Raw genomic sequence first — 16,881 nt, 5'->3', positions numbered from 1 at the left:
TTACAACGCCTGATGACGCGTCTCATGGGTTAACAGCAGTGCAATCAGCGTCAGCGCCGCCATTGACGCCAGGTAAACCCCTACCGCCGCCAGCCCGTAGTGGCTTTGCAGCCATGCGGCAATATATGGCGCGACGGAAGCGCCCAGAATTGATGACACATTGTAGGAAAACGATGCGCCGGTATAGCGCACTTCCGTCGGAAATAGCTCCGGCAGCAGCGCTCCCATTGGGCCGAAGGTCAGTCCCATCAGGCTCAGGCCTAACAACAGGAATACGAATACCAGCGCTGGATTGCCTGAACCCAGCAGCGGGGTAAAGGCGAACAACGCGAAGAGAATGATGAGCGTGGTAATGATGACCATGCTTTTCCGACGGCCAAATGCGTCCGCCAGCAGGCCGGCGACGGGCACCATCACGCCGAAACCAATCACCGCCATCATCAGCATCCACAGTATTTCATTGCGCGGCAAGCCAAGCCCTACCGGCGCGGCGGCAGTGCTGTAAGTCATGGAATAGACGGTCATGATATAGAACAGCGTGTAGGTCGCCAGCATGATAAACGTGCCGAGAATGGTTACGCGGACATGCTTCGTCAGCAACGTGCCCAGCGGTATTTTTACCTGTTTTTTCGCTGCGGCGACTTTCGCAAACACCGGCGTTTCATGCAGCGACACGCGCACATACAGGCCAATAATCACCAGCACCGCCGAGAAGATAAACGGCACGCGCCAGCCCCAGCTCATAAACTGCTCGTCGGTCAGCAGCCAGGAGAGCAACAGGAAGGTGCCATTGGCAAAAAAGAAGCCGATCGGCGCGCCCAACTGTGGGAAGGAGCCATACAGCGCGCGTTTGCGCGGCGGCGCATTCTCCGTCGCTAATAACGCTGCGCCGCCCCATTCGCCGCCCAGCCCCAGTCCCTGACCGAAACGCGCCAGCGCCAGCAGCAACGGCGCGAAAATACCTATCGTCGCGTAGCCCGGTAACAGACCGATAATGACCGTGGAGATCCCCATCGTCAGCAGCGAAGCCACCAGCGTGACTTTGCGGCCTACCCGGTCGCCGAAGTGGCCGAATAGCGCAGAGCCGATCGGACGCGCCACAAACGCGATAGCGAAGGTGGCGAGCGATTGTAGCGTTGCCGCAGTGGGATCGCCCTGGGGGAAGAAGATAAGGGGGAACACGATCACCGCAGCGGTGGCGTAAATATAGAAGTCGAAGAACTCAATTGCGGTGCCGATAAGCGAGGCAATAACGACTTTATTGCGTGAGTTTACCGGAACATGTTCCTGCTCATGGTCGAGTGTTGTGGCGGTTGCTTGCATACTATTTTCTTATTTTTAGCGAACGAATAGCCATATTACGCACAGCAAAAGTTATATTTCAATGTGTAACAAAAGCCAAAAATGGTCAAAAAAAGCGCAAAAAGGGGATAATGTTTAAGCCAGCCATTTTGCGTCTATGAAATGCTTCACATAATTTTAGAATTGGTGGATAAAACTGGTTTCTGGTTAAATAAAAGTTAATTACTGGATTTATATGCTGAAACAATGAGATGAGGCGGAAGGACGTGCCTGATTGTACCGCCGGGTACGCTTTGCTTGCCCGGTCTGGGTACACACAGCAGTAGGCCGAATGACGACGCCGTGCGTGCCATTCGGCAGCAAGCCGCAGACTAGCGTTGCGTTTTACCCGGCATTCGCGGGTCGTCCTTGTATTCGGCGGTGGCTATCCAGGCCGCGCAGAATAACGTCAGACGGGCAAAAAAGTAGAAGAAGGCCATCAGACCGAGTACGGAGCCAAACGCTGCGCCGGAAGGCGATTTCACCAGTGACGGCAGCGTATAGGTCATAATGATTTTAATCACCTCAAAACCGATAGCGGCAATAAATGTCCCGCGAATCAACGCTTTTTTACGGGGACGATGGCGAGGCAGTCGCCAGAAAATCCAGAAGAAAAGCAGATAGTTGGCAAAAATAGAGATGGCCAGACCGATCAAATGCCAGGCCGGTTTTAACCATTCGATGCTGTCGAGATACAAGGCGGAGATGATCATCTGCTGGGCGGAACCGGCGATGGAAGTAATGGACAGCGTAATGATTAAAGCGATTAATAATCCAATCAGCGAGATAAAATCGCGTAGATATTTGAGCCAGATTTTCTCCTGATCCTGCGGCTTGCGCTCCCAGACGTCCCGTGACTGGGCGCGAATCGCTTCCCGCAGGTTGCCCATCCAGTTAACGCCGGAATAGAGCGCGATACCCAGTCCGACCAGCCCTACCGTGGTACGCTGTTGAACCGCCGTATTAATCGTATTTTTAAGCGTGGACGCCAGCGTAGGATCGCTCACATTCATCAATATCTTGCTGAAAATATCTTCCAGTAGATTAGGGTGCGAGGCGAGGATAAAACCTGCCGCGGCAAAGGACACCATCATTATCGGGATCATCGACAGAAACGAAAAGTAGGTGATAGCCGCGCCAAACTGATTACCCAGTCGATCGTTAAAACGTTCGGTCGCGCGAATGAGGTGGGCCACCATTGGTTGACGCTGAATTTTTTGCACCAGGGAGGTGACGGAATGCAACGCCTGATTTGCCTTTTCGTTTTTTTCCGGGGCGTCATGCGGCTGCGTTTCTATTTTTTGTATCGGGTCGTGCTCCAGTTCCTGAATAGGGCGTTTTACGTCATTTTCCTGCGTCATCAGGTCGGTAGTCCTTCATCATTAATAGAATATGTCAGTATAGCTTCTCCCCGGTGGATGCTGAAAATGCGGCTACTCTGCGGCCTCTTTAATGGTTTCAGTCAGCCATACCATAAACAGGTGTACCCGGCGGGAAAGATTACGGCGATGGGGATAATGCAGCGTCACCGGCAGTGGAGCGGCGCGATATTGCGGTAAAATTTCAATGAGCGTTCCGGCGCGTAACGCCTCCCGTACAGCAATGCGCGGCGTCTGAATGATTCCTAATCCTGCCAGACAGGCCGTATGCCAGGTCTCCGTACTGTTTACCGTTAGCATTCCGCCGGTTTTTACCCACTGCATACCGTGGGGAGTTTCAAAGGCAAAACCCGGTGAAGAGACTCCCGGTGTTAATGAATAATGCACCACCGCATGTGAGGCGAGGTCGTCAAGGTTTTCTGGATACCCAAAGCGCGCCAGGTATTGTGGGCTGGCGCAGTTCACCCTTCTCAGTTTGCCAAGCGGGCGCGTCAGTATCCCCGGCGCATGTAGCGGCTCTGTACGCACCACGCAGTCGAAATCTTCCCGTAGTAAATCGACCTGTCGATCGCTACTACAAAGTTCCAGCGCAATGCCGGGATACTGATGCAAAAAAGTGGGCAGATGCGGCATGATGAGGCTGTTTGCGAGACATGGCGGTATATCTACCCGTATTTTGCCACTGATACTGGCGGGATCAGGCTGGAAAAGACCCTCCAGTTCATCCAGGTTACTCAACAGATCTTTTGCCCGTTCGTAGTAAACCATTCCGTCCTGAGTAAGTTGTACCCGCCGGGTGGTGCGGTGGAGCAGGCGGATGCCCAGTTGATGTTCTAACGCTTGTATTTGCCGTGAGACGCTGCCTTTGGGAAGGCCGATATCCTCTGCTGCACGGGAAAAACTTTCCCGTTCCGCCACGCGTACAAACAATTTCATTGCATATATTTTATCCATCATCAGGCTCTATTATTGTTTTTATTGAAACAGTGACGCTGAAGCGGCTGGTTTTATTGATTTTCTAGCATCTAATAAGCCCTTTCGCAATCATTGCTCGCGTGACGAATACGTCTGATCACGTTGCGCGGCGGATTTATCGCCTTCCGGCCAGGCTTTTTAGCGCCAAAAAGCCGATAAACGGGACGAGAGCGGTAAAACACGCTGATAGCCGCGGGTGTAGTGGGAGAGAGAAATGCATGTACATACACGGTATTGTCATTGACCCATCGTCGCGGTTTTCAGGCAGATTGGCTATTTTTTAACAAAATGTGCTACTTTATTTTTTGTAACACATCAGGCGAAAAGCAGATATTTCCTTTGTGACGCGCCAGGCGTACTCTTCATTGAATTAATATTCAAATTAGCCTTGTCTGTTTGTACTAATAAGATATTCCTTACTTTAAAAGGCTAATTTTAGCGAATTCTGTAATCCCGATGTTGAAGCTGTAAATATTCATAACCTTTCCCTTCCTCAACCAATGACTATCGGTAAAATGGCCTATACCAAATGGCGACTTCTTATTTTACCCTACGGGTAATACCCTTCCTCATCTTGAGACTATTATCTTACCCAGGTGGAGAAAAGTAATGCAGGTAATCATGTTTGACAGGCAGTCAATATTTATTCATGGAATGAAAATCAGTTTGCAGCAGCACATTCCAGGAATAAGTATCCAGAGTGTCGGTCAGGCAGAAGAACTCTGGCAAAAAATAGAAAGCGCGCCGGATGCGCTGGTCATGCTGGATAGCGGCCTGGATGCTGAATTTTGCCGCGAGGTGTTACAAAGAATCGCGCAGCAATTTCCGGAGGTGAAGATTATTATCACGGCGATGGATGGCAGTCAAAAGTGGCTGCATGAAGTCATGCAATTTAACGTTCAGGCCGTGGTGCCACGCGATTCTGATGCCGAAACCTTTGTCCTTGCGCTCAATGCTGTCGCTCGCGGGATGATGTTTTTACCGGGGGATTGGTTAAATTCAACGGAGCTGGAGTCCCGTGATATAAAAGCGTTAAGCGCCCGCCAGCGGGAAATTTTACAGATGCTTGCCGCAGGAGAATCAAATAAACAAATTGGGCGGGCGTTAAATATTAGTACCGGGACGGTTAAAGCGCATCTGGAGTCGCTTTACCGGCGGTTGGATGTAAAAAATCGTACCCAGGCCGCCATGATGTTAAATGAATCGAATTAACGACGTTAAATTCGCAGTCCGCTTATTTCTGGCTGTGAAATATCACCCGTATTGATTAATGATAAAAAACGCTGATGTCCGATGCTGAACATCAGCGCAATAAGCGTTTCGCGTTGAAACCGATCATTAAGTTCCGGCAAACAATTCTGTAGCAGCATATCGCAGCTATTGAGGTCATCCAGCAAGAATGCCTCCGCCTGGTCGGGCGTAATGAACGTCAGCGTCTCATCCGGCGTCAACATATGCCCGTAACCAATCACCCAGTTACCCTGCCGATCGCGATACTTTTCCAGCGACAGACCCTGCCACTGTTTAATAAACGCGATGCAGGCGGAGCTAAAGCGAGATGAAATGTGCGGCATGGCATCTTTCTCATAAAAAGCGCGATTATAAAGTGTGCTGCACGCGTGGCTAGCGGTCAGATGGCCAAACGCAGGCAGGGAAAAGGTCTATGCCGTTCAGCGTCACGCCGCGTTGACAGAATGAAAAACTGATGTTTTTGGTTAGTAACCGATCTTCTTATAAATTTGCAATCATTAAGATTAAGTCACTGAAATGTGGCTAAATCTGTTATATCTATGAAAAAACATAATTAAAAGAAAACGAAGATCTCGTCGCGGGATCGTCTTTTTAGGGAAGATAATGACGAATAGCGCTTCGCAGGCGACACGCGCGCCTTTTGAACATAGCCTGGGGATTATCCGCCAGGCATCAATAGAAATCCTGCTGTTGCTGGGTATTCATACCACAGAGGGAAAAGAGCCCCGGTGGTTCATGGAACAACTTGAGCAGGCGCGTCTTAACCTGGGCGGTTGGGGCGCAGTGGCGAAAAAATTGCGGATAAATGACGCGCAGTTGAGCCAGTTTATGCTGCAACTGCGTCACCTTCAGCAGCATGTTCCCCAGTATGACAGCGGGCAAGAGGTGAGCGAAAATCAACTCCTTGCCGCGTTGCGTTTTGTCACCTCGCTGGAACATCTACGTCAGCAGCAGCCGCTACTGACGTATCAAACTGAGCTGGAAGACCCCGACCAGGAGGCGCATCTTGAGGCGCAGCGTCAGCTTCGGGCGATAGAACTGACGTTAAAAGCGCTTATTGCGCGCGCATGGCCGGATCGGGCGTCGCTGAATCACTACCTCAAGCAACATTTTGGCCCGGACCGTTTGCGCCAGTGGTTAAAACAGGGAGAAGATCAACATGCGCTGGAGGGCATGTTGTTCAGCGAACTGGCGCTTATGGTGGTCGATAAAAAATTGTTTGCCCGTCATTACGTCAGAATTTTTAATGACGCCTCAGCGTTAACGCTGTTCGCCGAGTCGCGCACCACTCTGCGTATGTTTCTGGATGATTGTCGCCTCGCGCGAAACGAGGTTATCGCCAGGCAGCCGCTCACCTCAGCGCAGCTTATGCTGCTAAACGTTCAGTATCAGCAAATCGTTCGGCCCATCCAGCGCGCCTATGCCGAAAAACGTACCCGCGTGAATCCCGCTTCGTTTCTGCTGGCGGATGAACGTGAATTGCGCCAGTTCTGGGAAACCGCGCGGCTTAAAGATCGGCAGGCCGGGGGAGATAAGCATGAGATTAGCGAGGGCATAGAACCACCGCGTAAGCGGCCTCCGCGTACGCCTGAAGAGCGTGAGCAACTTATTTCCGGCGCTTTGTGGGGCGGGGTTGGCGTCATGACGCTGGCGATACTGGCGGGCGCGTTCTGGCTATTTAGTTCGTCGTCGCCAGGCTCCGATAACGGGCAAGCTCCCGCAATGGCGCAGGATGAACCGCCGCGCGAGGCGCCTTCCGCGCGGGAAACGCTCAATCATATGGGGATTACCTGGGATGCGTTTACCATGCGGGCGGCGATAGAGCGCAATGATACGCGGGTGACGGCGCTGTTCCTCCAGGGCGGAATGAACTGGCAGCTCGCGTGGACGGAGCAGGCGTTTGCGGCAGGACATACCGAGGTGCTGCAACTGTTGTTGCGTTATCCCGCGCTGATGGATGAGGTCAAACCCTGCCGACGATTTATCACAACGTTAAGTCATGACATGTCGAGCGGCGCGCCGCTGACCGCGATGCATAAAACCTATTTGCAAACGTTTTGCACCGTTCCGGCTGTTGTGACGCGCCAGCAGCACGATACGGAGCAGGCCCGACTGCGCGCTCAGGCCCGGCCCAGCGCAGACAATAAAAAATGGCTGAAAATTCAGTCAGCCATTTATGATGCGATTCACTGAGGCCGGAGCAGGTTAAGGCTCTCCGTAAAGGCCAATCAGGCGGCGCACCACGCCATTGGTCCAGCCGAACCCGTCCTGTAGCGGATACTCGCCGCCGCCGCCTTCGCGGGGCGTACCGCCGGAAATATGGTATTTCTCGATCAGTTTATGGTGCTCCTGATAAAAATGGTTCACTGTTTTTAACCAGTTATGGGCGATTTCATCGCCCAGCATATCGTCGCCATACAGTTTGAAGCCCTGAATCGCCATCCATTGCAGCGGTGCCCAGCCGTTCGGTTTATCCCACTGTTCGCCGGTTTCGTATTCGGTCGCCATAATCCCGCCGGGCGTTAACAGACGGCTGCGCACCACATTTGCCAGACGGTCGGCCTGCTCGTGGTTCGCCATACCGACATACAGCGGCACGATACTGGCGGCGGAAAAGAGCGCCATTTCTTCGCGTCGCCAGTCATAGTCCCGATAACAGCCGTTTTCATCATCCCACAGATAATGGTTCACGGCGGCGCGTCGGTCGCTGGCTTTCTGGCGAAATAGCGCCTCGGTGTCACGTTCGCCTTTCAGTGCTGAAATATTGGCGATAGCGCTCTCCAGTTTATACAGAAAAGCGTTCAAATCGATAGGGATAAACTGGGTCGTACGTATGCTGGCAAGCCGGCCCGCATCGCGTAGCCAGCGTGAAGAATAGTCCCAGCCGGACGCCGCCCCGGCGCGCAAATCCCGGTAGACTTCATTGGGTGGACGACCGGAGTGTTTTGCGGTTTCGACATCTTCCAGCCAGGACTCGTCGCGCGGCGTGTCGCGATCGTCCCAGTAGCGGTTCAGCAGGGAACCGTCCGGCATCCGCACAACGTGGCGATAAGCCTGGTTGAGCGCCAGCGATTCGGCGCCGTCCATCCAGAAGGCGTATTCCATTTTGAGATGGTCGAGATAACGCCGCGCGCCGCGCACGCCATCTTCTTCGAACAGTTCAACCATCAGGGCGAAAACCGGCGGCTGCGAGCGGCTCAGATAATAGGTCCGGTTACCATTGGGAATATGGCCATAGTTTTCAATCATCCAGGCGAAATTATCCGCCATACATTTAAGTAAGTCTTCGCGCCCGCTTTCCGCCAGACCCAGCATGGTAAAATAAGAGTCCCAATAATAGGTTTCGCTAAAACGGCCTCCCGGCACGATATAGGATTGCGGCAGCGCCAGCAGCGAAGACCACGGAATATGATCCTGCGGTTCGCGCGTCAGTATCGGCCAAAGCTGGTCAATATGTTCTTTGAGCGAGTTTTCGGGGTTAGAGACATACTCGCTGGATAAGGTTTCCGGTAGCCAGAAATGGTTCTCGACGAAGCGGCGTAAGTCAAAATCACGGTGGCGTCTGACCTTACGGTAGCGGATCAGGATATCAAGCGGGTCCATCTTCGGCGCGCAGTCCGGGAACGTTTTACTGTCTGGAAACAGTTTTGTTGACTGTACATGCTCGAACAGTTCGAGATACCGATCGGCAGGGGTCAGGGCGTCAGAGGCGGGAAGCCCCTCGATCATCTCCGGCTCCGGTTCCGCCTCGATCATTTCATCCAGCTTTAACTCGCACGGGTCTGTTTCATAAAGCAGATCGACATCAATAGTCAGATCTTCAGAAGGCGTGGGGTTTAATTTCTGGTTGAGCATAATGACAAGGACCTCCGGCTTGCGTCGTAAAAGATACGGGTGTTGCCCGGCTGTCTATTAAGCGTAGACATTCGCTTCGATACCTGAGTGGCAAAGTGTGCGGTAGATCACATTTTACAATCTACCTCTCAAGAAAAACACTTCATAAGTTATTGAATAGTATTGCGAAAATCCTATTTTCATGACGCCCTCCCCAGACCTAAAATCAGAACATTCGTTTCATAGCGGTATCACTACGTCGCCGCATGGCGTGGATTCACAAGCAAAGGTAACGTAAATAGTTATAATACAAGCTATGGCACTATGATAATACAAATGGATACAAATGATCGAGCAACCCGACAGTAAAAGCGCCAAACCGCTTTATAAGCAGCTTGAAGCCGCCTTAAAAGAGGCCATTGCGCGTGGAGAGTATAAACCAGGCCAGCAGATCCCGACGGAAAATGAACTGAGCGCGCGCTGGCAGGTGAGCAGGGTCACGGTCCGTAAGGCGCTGGATGCGCTGACGCGTGAAAATTTGCTGACCCGTGTCTCCGGCAAAGGCACCTTTGTCTCTGGTGAGAAATTTCAGCGCAGCATGACCGGCATCATGAGTTTCAGCGAGTTATGCCAGTCCCAGGGACGTCGCCCGGGGTCACGCACCATCAAATCCGTTTTTGAATCGGTAGACGATGAGACAAAAGCGTTACTGAATATGAACGATGGCGAAAAAGCGGTCGTCATTGAACGTATCCGCTATGCCGACGATGTGGCGGTATCGCTGGAAACCGTACATCTTCCCCCACGTTTTGCGTTTTTGCTGGACGAAGATCTTAATAATCACTCTTTGTATGAATGCTTACGCGAGAAATACCATTTATGGTTTACCCACTCCCGTAAGATGATCGAACTGGTTTATGCCAGCTTTGAAGTCGCCCATTATCTTGGCGTCAACGAGGGTTATCCGCTGATCCTGATAAAAAGTGAAATGATTGATAACAAAGGAGAACTCTCCTGCGTTTCGCAACAGTTGATTGTCGGCGATAAAATACGGTTTACCGTATGATGTCAGCATTACGCTAACGAAGAGCAGGCTGAATCGGGATCCAGATCGCGGATCCCGATTTTTTTTGGTTTCCATCTTGATCAAATGTCTTTAAATGTCATATAAAAATAACAATACATTATGAGTCATTTATGGCGAATCCTCGCCTGTATCATTGATGGAACCAGAGGAAAGCATGATGGGTATGAAAGAGACAGTTAGCAATATTGTGACCAGCCAGGCAGAGAAAGGGGGCGTTAGACACGTCTATTACGTGGCGTGCGGCGGTTCTTATGCGGCGTTCTATCCGGCGAAAGCATTTTTAGAAAAAGAAGCGAAAGCGTTGACTGTCGGTCTGTATAACAGCGGAGAATTTATTAACAACCCGCCGGTAGCGCTGGGAGAAAATGCCGTTGTGGTTGTCGCCTCCCACAAAGGTAATACGCCAGAGACAATTAAAGCGGCTGAAATCGCCCGTCAACACGGCGCGCCGGTCATTGGTTTAACCTGGGTAATGGATTCACCGTTGGTGGCGCATTGCGACTATGTGGAAACGTACACGTTTGGCGACGGTAAAGATATTGCCGGAGAGAAAACGATGAAAGGCCTGCTGAGTGCGGTCGAACTGCTCCAGCAGACGGAAGGGTATGCGCATTACGACGATTTTCAGGATGGCGTCAGCAAAATCAACCGTATCGTCTGGCGCGCTTGCGAGCAGGTTGCGGAGCGTGCGCAGGCGTTCGCGCAGGAATATAAAGACGATAAAGTCATTTACACCGTCGCCAGCGGCGCGGGCTATGGCGCAGCCTACCTACAGAGCATCTGTATCTTTATGGAAATGCAATGGATACATTCCGCCTGTATTCATAGCGGTGAGTTTTTCCACGGGCCGTTTGAAATTACCGATGCGAATACGCCTTTCTTCTTCCAGTTTTCCGAGGGCAATACGCGGGCGGTGGATGAACGCGCGTTAAACTTCCTGAAAAAATATGGCCGCCGGATTGAAGTTGTCGATGCGAAAGAGCTGGGGCTATCGACCATTAAAGCCACGGTTATTGATTACTTTAACCACTCTCTCTTTAATAACGTTTATCCCGTTTACAATCGGGCGTTAGCTGAGGCGCGCCAGCATCCGTTAACGACGCGCCGCTATATGTGGAAAGTGGAATATTAATTACATCAGGATGGATAAAAAAGCAGGGACGCTTTTTATTGTAAAGACAAACAAGGAATAATGATGAGCATCAGCGTATTGGGTATTGGCGACAACGTTGTCGATAAATACCTGCATTCCGGCATCATGTACCCCGGCGGTAATGCATTAAATTTTGCTGTCTATGCGAAATTAGCAGACATCCCCAGCGCGTTTATGGGGGCGTTTGGCAATGACGACGCCGCGCAGCACGTACAGGATGTATTACACCAGCTACAGATAGATATCTCTCACAGCCGCCATTATACCGGCGAAAATGGATATGCTTGTATCCGTCTCTCGCATGGCGATCGACAATTTGTCGCCAGCAACAAAAACGGCGTATTGCGGGAACATCCTTTTAGCCTGTCTGACGATGATCTTCGCTATATATCACAATTTACATTAGTCCATTCCAGTATTAACGGCCATCTGGAATCGGAGCTGGAGAAAATTAAACAACAAACCGTCTTACTCTCTTTTGATTTTTCCGGGCGCGGTACAGACGACTATTTTGAAAAGGTATGCCCGTGGGTAGATTACGGATTTATCTCCTGCAGCGGGTTATCGCCAGATGAAATAAAAATAAAACTCAATAAACTTTATCGTTATGGCTGTCGGCATATTATTGCCACCTGCGGGCATGAAAAAGTTTATTATTTTTCCGGCGCGGATTATCTGGAGTGGCAACCTGTTTATATCGAACCTGTCGATACGCTGGGCGCAGGCGACGCCTTCTTAACCGGTTTTTTGCTTTCCATTTTGCAATCGGGTATGGCGGAACCCGATAAAGAAAGCGTGTTACGCGCCATGTGGCAGGGCGGGAAATCGGCGGCGCAGATTTTATCTCATTACGGCGCATTTGGTTTTGGTAAACCGTTTGCACAATAGGTTACGTCCCTCAATGTAAAGCGACACTCACTCCAGATAACCCAGGAGGAAGTATGTTTTGGACGGAATTATGTTTTATCCTTGTGGCCCTGATGATAGGAGCCAGGATCGGCGGCGTATTTTTAGGGATGGTCGGCGGGTTAGGCGTCGGCGTGATGGTTTTTATTTTTGGCCTGACGCCTTCTACGCCACCGATTGATGTTATTCTGATAATTCTTTCTGTTGTCCTGGCGGCCGCATCTTTACAGGCCTCCGGCGGGCTGGATTTACTGGTCAAACTGGCGGAAAAAATTCTGCGTCGCCACCCTCGTTACATTACGTTATTAGCGCCGTTTATCTGTTATATCTTCACGTTTATGTCAGGAACGGGGCATGTCGTTTATAGCTTGCTGCCGGTTATTTCTGAAGTCGCACGGGATTCAGGTATTCGACCGGAACGTCCTTTATCTATTTCTGTTATTGCATCGCAACAGGCGATCACCGCCAGTCCTATATCTGCCGCCATGGCGGCGATGATTGGTTTAATGGCACCGTTGGGCGTCTCTATTTCAACCATTATGATGATTTGCGTGCCCGCCACGTTAATCGGTGTAGCGATGGGGGCAATAGCGACCTTTAATAAAGGAAAAGAGTTAAAAGACGATCCGGAATATCAACGTCGGCTTGCTGAAGGGTTAATTAAACCTGCGCAGAAAGAAAGTAAAAATACGGTGGTCACTTCGCGCGCCAAATTGTCGGTGGCGTTATTTCTGACCAGCGCGATCGTTATCGTTCTCTTAGGACTGATTCCGGCGCTTCGGCCCATGGTGGAGACAGCGAAAGGGCTACAACCGCTTTCGATGTCCGCCGCTATCCAGATTACGATGCTCTCTTTTGCCTGCCTGATTGTGTTGTTATGCCGGCCGCAGGTCGATCAGATTATCAGCGGTACGGTATTTCGGGCGGGCGCGCTGGCGATTGTCTGCGCCTTCGGCCTGGCCTGGATGAGTGAGACGTTCGTGAATGGTCATATCGCGTTGATTAAGGCAGAAGTGCAAACTCTATTGCAACAGCATACCTGGCTTATCGCCATTATGATGTTTTTCGTGTCCGCTATGGTCAGTAGTCAGGCGGCAACGACGTTAATTCTGTTGCCGCTGGGGCTGGCGTTAGGGTTGCCCGCTTATGCGTTAATCGGCTCCTGGCCTGCCGTTAACGGCTATTTCTTTATTCCGGTGGCGGGGCAGTGTCTGGCGGCGCTGGCGTTTGACGATACCGGTACGACGCGTATCGGCAAATATGTGCTTAACCATAGTTTTATGCGTCCGGGATTAGTTAACGTGATTGTCTCGGTCATTGTCGGGCTGTTAATAGGAAAAATGGTTCTGGCCTGATTGTTATTAATATTTTTATAGCACACGTCACTTATTATTTTTAATTCAGAGGAAGAAAATGAAAATCAGAGTTTTCATGGCCGCCGTGTTGCTGCTCATCAGCCACTGTGTATTTAGCACAACGTCACTACCGCATATTGTTATTCTCGCGACAGGCGGTACTATCGCCGGGACGGCAGCCAATAATACGCAAACCGCCGGATATAAATCTGGTGAACTTGGCGTGCAAACATTAATAAATGCCGTGCCGGAAATGAATAATATCGCTCGCGTTGACGGCGAGCAGGTGGCGAATATTGGTAGCGAAAATATGACCAGCGATATTATCCTGAAACTTTCACAGAAGGTGAATGCGTTATTGGCGCGGGATGATGTTGACGGTGTAGTCATTACTCACGGCACTGACACGCTCGATGAAACCGCCTACTTTCTTAATTTGACCGTGAAAAGCGACAAACCGGTGGTGTTTACCGCTGCAATGCGGCCCGCGTCGGCAATCAGCGCCGATGGCGCAATGAACCTGCTGGAAGCGGTCACGGTGGCTGCTGACCCGAATGCGAAGGGACGCGGTGTGATGGTGGTTTTAAACGATCGTATTGGTTCGGCGCGCTTTGTGACGAAAACTAATGCCACGACTCTGGATACCTTTAAAGCGCCGGAAGAGGGCTATCTGGGGGTCATCGTTAATGGTCAGCCACAGTTCGAAACGCGGGTGGAAAAAATTCATACCCTGCGATCTGTTTTTGACGTACGTAATATCAAAAAATTACCCAATGTGGTGATTATTTACGGCTATCAGGACGACCCGGAATATATGTATGATGCGGCGATCGCCCATCACGCGGACGGTATTATTTATGCCGGAACCGGCGCAGGTTCGGTCTCGGTACGCAGCGACGCGGGGATTAAAAAAGCGGAGAAAGCCGGGATTATCGTGGTGCGCGCTTCCCGCACCGGAAACGGCGTCGTACCGTTGGATAAAGGGCAGCCAGGGCTGGTGTCTGACTCGCTCAACCCGGCGAAGGCGCGAGTCTTGCTGATGACGGCATTAACTCAGACGCGTAATCCGGAACTGATCCAGAGTTATTTCAGTACGTATTAATCATGCAGGCTTGTGCGCCCACCCTTGAAGATGGGCGCACAAGATATTAACGCATGGTCACAAACTCTTCCGATGCGGTCGGGTGAATAGCGACGGTATTATCGAAGTCTTTCTTGGTAGCGCCCATCTTCAGCGCCACTGCGAAGCCCTGCAACATTTCATCCATGCCGAAGCCGATACCGTGGATACCCACAATTTTTTCTTCCGGCCCGACGCAGACCAGCTTCATACGGCACGGCTGGCGGTGCGTCGTCACCGCGGTATACATAGCGGTAAACGATGATTTATAGACTTTTACCTGCTCGTCGCCGTACTGCTCGCGCGCCTGCGGCTCGCTTAACCCGACGGTGCCGATAGGCGGATGGCTAAAGACCACGGTCGGGATGTTGCTGTAGTCCAGATGCTCGTCCGGCTTGTTGTTAAACAGGCGTTCGGAGAGACGGCGACCGGCGGCGACGGCGACTGGCGTTAACTCCACTGCGCCGGTGTTATCGCCAACGGCGTAAATGCCTTCAACGTTGGTATTCTGGAATTTATCGACAATGATGTAACCTTTTTCATTGGTTTTCACGCCCGCTGCCGCCAGATTAATATTGTCGGTCGACGGTTCGCGACCAATGGCCCAGATCAGGCAATCAACGGTTTCACTGCGGCCATCTTCCAGTTCCAGAGTCAGACTGCCGTCGGCGTTTTTTACCACCGCTTTCGGCACGGCGTGAGTATGCAGTTGCGGGCCTTCGGCGTTCATCACCTCAACCAGCGTTTCGCTAATCATCGGGTCAAAACTGCGCAGCGGCGCATGTTTACGGACAAACAGATGCGTTTTCGCCCCTAGCGCGTTGATAACGCCAGCCAGTTCAACAGCGATATAACCTGCGCCTACCACCGCGACGCGCTCCGGCAAGGCAGACAGCGCAAAGAAACCGTCGGAATCAATGCCGTATTCCACGCCTGGAATGCTCGGATGGCTCGGACGGCCGCCGGTAGCGATCAAAATATGGTCGGCGGTAATGGTTTCGCCGTTCACTTCAATGGTTTTGGCATCGACAAAGCGGGCAAAGCCTTTAATCACATCCACGTTATTTTTGCCCAGCACGTTGTCGTATGAAGTATGGATGCGGTCAATATACGCGGTACGGCTGGCAATCAGCTTGCTCCAGTCGAACTGATTAATCGTGGCGTCAAAACCGTAGTCCGGGCCATACAGATGAATCGCTTCACGAATCTGCGCGGCATGCCACATCACTTTCTTCGGCACGCAGCCCACGTTAACACAGGTGCCGCCCAGCTCTTTGGCTTCGATGAGCGCACATTTCTGGCCGTACATAGCGGCGCGGTTAATCGAGGCGATACCGCCGCTGCCGCCGCCGATAGCGATGTAATCATAGTGTTTGGTCATGACCGCTCCTTTATGTTCGTTGTCGGACGGATAGATTCTGCGCTACCCGCCAAAATATTCGCGATTGTATACCTGAAGGTGAAAGGTTCCACCGATGGCTGTGATTACTCCGGCACGATCCAGCTTACCGAAGTGTGTCCGTGACCGTTTGGCGCCAACCTGCTGTGCAGCCACGGTAGCACGTTGTTCATCTGCTGCTCCAGTTTCCACGGCGGGTTAACCACGATCATACCGGACGCCGTCATCCCGCGCTGATCGCTGTCCGGGCGGATCGCCAGCTCAATTTGCAGGATTTTACGGATGCCGGTGGCCTCCAGATCATGAATCATGCGCTTAATTTGCTGGCGGAGCACCACCGGATACCATAGCGCGTATGTACCAGTGGCGAAACGTTTATAACCCTCGCTGATGCCGCTGACTACCGCCTGGTAGTCGGTTTTCATTTCATAAGGCGGGTCAATGAGGATCAGACCGCGGCGGGAAACCGGCGGCAATTTGGCTTTCAGTTGCTGATAGCCGTCAGCGCGTTCCACGCGGGCGCGGTTGTCTTTTTGAAACTCCGCGCGCAACAGTGGGAAGTCGCTGGGATGCAATTCCGTGAGTTGCAGACTGTCCTGCTCACGCAGCAACTGGCGGGCGATTAACGGGGAGCCCGGATAGTAGCGTAACTGCCCGCTGCGGTTGAAATGTTTTACGACGCTAATATACGGTTCCAGTTCGGCGGGCAGATCGTCCTGCTGCCAGATACGGGCGATGCCTTCCAGATACTCTCCGGTACGTTCAGCATGTTCGCTGCCCAACTGATAACGCCCCGCGCCCGCGTGCGTGTCCAGATAGAGAAACGGTTTTTCTTTCTCTTTTAGCGACTCGATGATCAGGCTCTGAACGGTATGTTTAAGGACGTCGGCGTGGTTGCCAGCGTGAAAGCTGTGACGATAACTGAGCATGGATGCAGATATTCCGGGAAGTAAACAAGTTAGCCGATAGTTTACCGCAGATCCGCGCAGATTACCCCAGTACCGCCATGTTGTTTCGCGCGTTGTGAAAGTATTGCAAGACGTGTTCGTATCATCAAACCGTCAACTGCGCAGGCCAGCAT

Annotated in this window: 14 protein-coding genes; 7 read left to right on the top strand and 7 right to left on the bottom strand. The window is 51.6% G+C overall.

The window, feature by feature from the left end:
- The 3 genes from J4645_RS19055 to J4645_RS19045 all read right to left on the bottom strand — a co-directional run bounded on the left by J4645_RS19055 (position 1) and on the right by J4645_RS19045 (position 3,674).
- Positions 1-1,323 (bottom strand): MFS transporter, encoded by a 1,323-nt coding sequence (locus J4645_RS19055; protein ID WP_001148981.1) that lies wholly within the window; start codon positions 1,321-1,323, stop codon positions 1-3.
- Between the two features lie 350 nt (positions 1,324-1,673).
- A complete protein-coding gene (gene yhjD, locus J4645_RS19050) occupies positions 1,674-2,702 on the bottom strand; it encodes an inner membrane protein YhjD (protein WP_000191230.1) in 1,029 nt (342 codons plus the stop codon).
- A gap of 72 nt (positions 2,703-2,774) precedes the next feature.
- Positions 2,775-3,674, bottom strand: coding sequence for a LysR family transcriptional regulator (locus J4645_RS19045; protein ID WP_023215179.1), 900 nt, complete (start codon positions 3,672-3,674; stop codon positions 2,775-2,777).
- 630 nt (positions 3,675-4,304) lie between these two features.
- Here J4645_RS19045 and J4645_RS19040 point away from each other — a divergent pair.
- Complete coding sequence (locus tag J4645_RS19040; RefSeq protein WP_001196081.1) at positions 4,305-4,907, top strand: response regulator transcription factor; 603 nt, start codon at positions 4,305-4,307, stop codon at positions 4,905-4,907.
- 5 nt (positions 4,908-4,912) lie between these two features.
- Here the strand turns inward: J4645_RS19040 and J4645_RS19035 are convergent, their stop codons facing one another.
- Positions 4,913-5,269: a lysozyme gene (locus J4645_RS19035; RefSeq protein WP_001120251.1), complete on the bottom strand. Its 357-nt coding sequence runs from the start codon at positions 5,267-5,269 to the stop codon at positions 4,913-4,915.
- Between the two features lie 280 nt (positions 5,270-5,549).
- On the opposite strand from J4645_RS19035, the gene J4645_RS19030 reads away from it, so the two are divergent.
- Positions 5,550-7,139, top strand: coding sequence for an STY4199 family HEPN domain-containing protein (locus J4645_RS19030; RefSeq protein WP_023215178.1), 1,590 nt, complete (start codon positions 5,550-5,552; stop codon positions 7,137-7,139).
- Positions 7,140-7,151: 12 nt separating this feature from the next.
- On the opposite strand, the gene J4645_RS19025 is transcribed toward J4645_RS19030, so the two are convergent.
- Entirely contained in the window at positions 7,152-8,801 is a 1,650-nt protein-coding gene (locus tag J4645_RS19025; protein ID WP_000934254.1) for an alpha,alpha-trehalase, read from the bottom strand.
- A gap of 325 nt (positions 8,802-9,126) precedes the next feature.
- On the opposite strand from J4645_RS19025, the gene J4645_RS19020 reads away from it, so the two are divergent.
- The 5 genes from J4645_RS19020 (at position 9,127) to fraE (ending at position 14,383) form a co-directional block, all read left to right on the top strand.
- Positions 9,127-9,846 (top strand): GntR family transcriptional regulator, encoded by a 720-nt coding sequence (locus J4645_RS19020; protein WP_000572566.1) that lies wholly within the window; start codon positions 9,127-9,129, stop codon positions 9,844-9,846.
- Positions 9,847-10,021: 175 nt separating this feature from the next.
- Positions 10,022-10,999, top strand: coding sequence for a 6-phosphofructose-aspartate deglycase (gene fraB / locus J4645_RS19015; RefSeq protein WP_077911115.1), 978 nt, complete (start codon positions 10,022-10,024; stop codon positions 10,997-10,999).
- A gap of 63 nt (positions 11,000-11,062) precedes the next feature.
- On the top strand, positions 11,063-11,908 hold the full coding sequence (gene fraD, locus J4645_RS19010; RefSeq protein WP_000028427.1) for a fructose-aspartate kinase: 846 nt from the start codon (positions 11,063-11,065) through the stop codon (positions 11,906-11,908).
- A 53-nt stretch (positions 11,909-11,961) separates the two neighbouring features.
- On the top strand, positions 11,962-13,281 hold the full coding sequence (locus J4645_RS19005; protein WP_000498935.1) for an anaerobic C4-dicarboxylate transporter family protein: 1,320 nt from the start codon (positions 11,962-11,964) through the stop codon (positions 13,279-13,281).
- A 58-nt stretch (positions 13,282-13,339) separates the two neighbouring features.
- A complete protein-coding gene (gene fraE, locus J4645_RS19000) occupies positions 13,340-14,383 on the top strand; it encodes a fructose-asparagine asparaginase (protein WP_000702747.1) in 1,044 nt (347 codons plus the stop codon).
- 46 nt (positions 14,384-14,429) lie between these two features.
- On the opposite strand, the gene gorA is transcribed toward fraE, so the two are convergent.
- Entirely contained in the window at positions 14,430-15,782 is a 1,353-nt protein-coding gene (gorA, locus tag J4645_RS18995; protein ID WP_017441621.1) for a glutathione-disulfide reductase, read from the bottom strand.
- A 104-nt stretch (positions 15,783-15,886) separates the two neighbouring features.
- Positions 15,887-16,729: a 23S rRNA (adenine(2030)-N(6))-methyltransferase RlmJ gene (locus J4645_RS18990; protein WP_000954233.1), complete on the bottom strand. Its 843-nt coding sequence runs from the start codon at positions 16,727-16,729 to the stop codon at positions 15,887-15,889.
- Positions 16,730-16,881 lie beyond the last annotated feature (152 nt).

The organism is Salmonella sp. 32082101201600294FB01SM01, from assembly GCF_017572865.1.
GTDB classification, from domain to species: Bacteria; Pseudomonadota; Gammaproteobacteria; order Enterobacterales; family Enterobacteriaceae; genus Salmonella; species Salmonella enterica.
Note: the sequence above shows the minus strand (reverse complement) of the source record. Positions and strands in the feature narration are given on the sequence as shown.

Bases quoted from the DNA above. Each gene is read 5' to 3' on its own strand.
- J4645_RS19055 (WP_001148981.1), bottom strand. From the start codon at position 1,323: ATGCAAGCAACCGCCACAACACTCGACCATGAGCAGGAACATGTTCCG.
- yhjD (WP_000191230.1), bottom strand. From the start codon at position 2,702: ATGACGCAGGAAAATGACGTAAAACGCCCTATTCAGGAACTGGAGCAC.
- J4645_RS19045 (WP_023215179.1), bottom strand. From the start codon at position 3,674: ATGGATAAAATATATGCAATGAAATTGTTTGTACGCGTGGCGGAACGG.
- J4645_RS19040 (WP_001196081.1), top strand. From the start codon at position 4,305: ATGCAGGTAATCATGTTTGACAGGCAGTCAATATTTATTCATGGAATG.
- J4645_RS19035 (WP_001120251.1), bottom strand. From the start codon at position 5,269: ATGCCGCACATTTCATCTCGCTTTAGCTCCGCCTGCATCGCGTTTATT.
- J4645_RS19030 (WP_023215178.1), top strand. From the start codon at position 5,550: ATGACGAATAGCGCTTCGCAGGCGACACGCGCGCCTTTTGAACATAGC.
- J4645_RS19025 (WP_000934254.1), bottom strand. From the start codon at position 8,801: ATGCTCAACCAGAAATTAAACCCCACGCCTTCTGAAGATCTGACTATT.
- J4645_RS19020 (WP_000572566.1), top strand. From the start codon at position 9,127: ATGATCGAGCAACCCGACAGTAAAAGCGCCAAACCGCTTTATAAGCAG.
- fraB (WP_077911115.1), top strand. From the start codon at position 10,022: ATGATGGGTATGAAAGAGACAGTTAGCAATATTGTGACCAGCCAGGCA.
- fraD (WP_000028427.1), top strand. From the start codon at position 11,063: ATGAGCATCAGCGTATTGGGTATTGGCGACAACGTTGTCGATAAATAC.
- J4645_RS19005 (WP_000498935.1), top strand. From the start codon at position 11,962: ATGTTTTGGACGGAATTATGTTTTATCCTTGTGGCCCTGATGATAGGA.
- fraE (WP_000702747.1), top strand. From the start codon at position 13,340: ATGAAAATCAGAGTTTTCATGGCCGCCGTGTTGCTGCTCATCAGCCAC.
- gorA (WP_017441621.1), bottom strand. From the start codon at position 15,782: ATGACCAAACACTATGATTACATCGCTATCGGCGGCGGCAGCGGCGGT.
- J4645_RS18990 (WP_000954233.1), bottom strand. From the start codon at position 16,729: ATGCTCAGTTATCGTCACAGCTTTCACGCTGGCAACCACGCCGACGTC.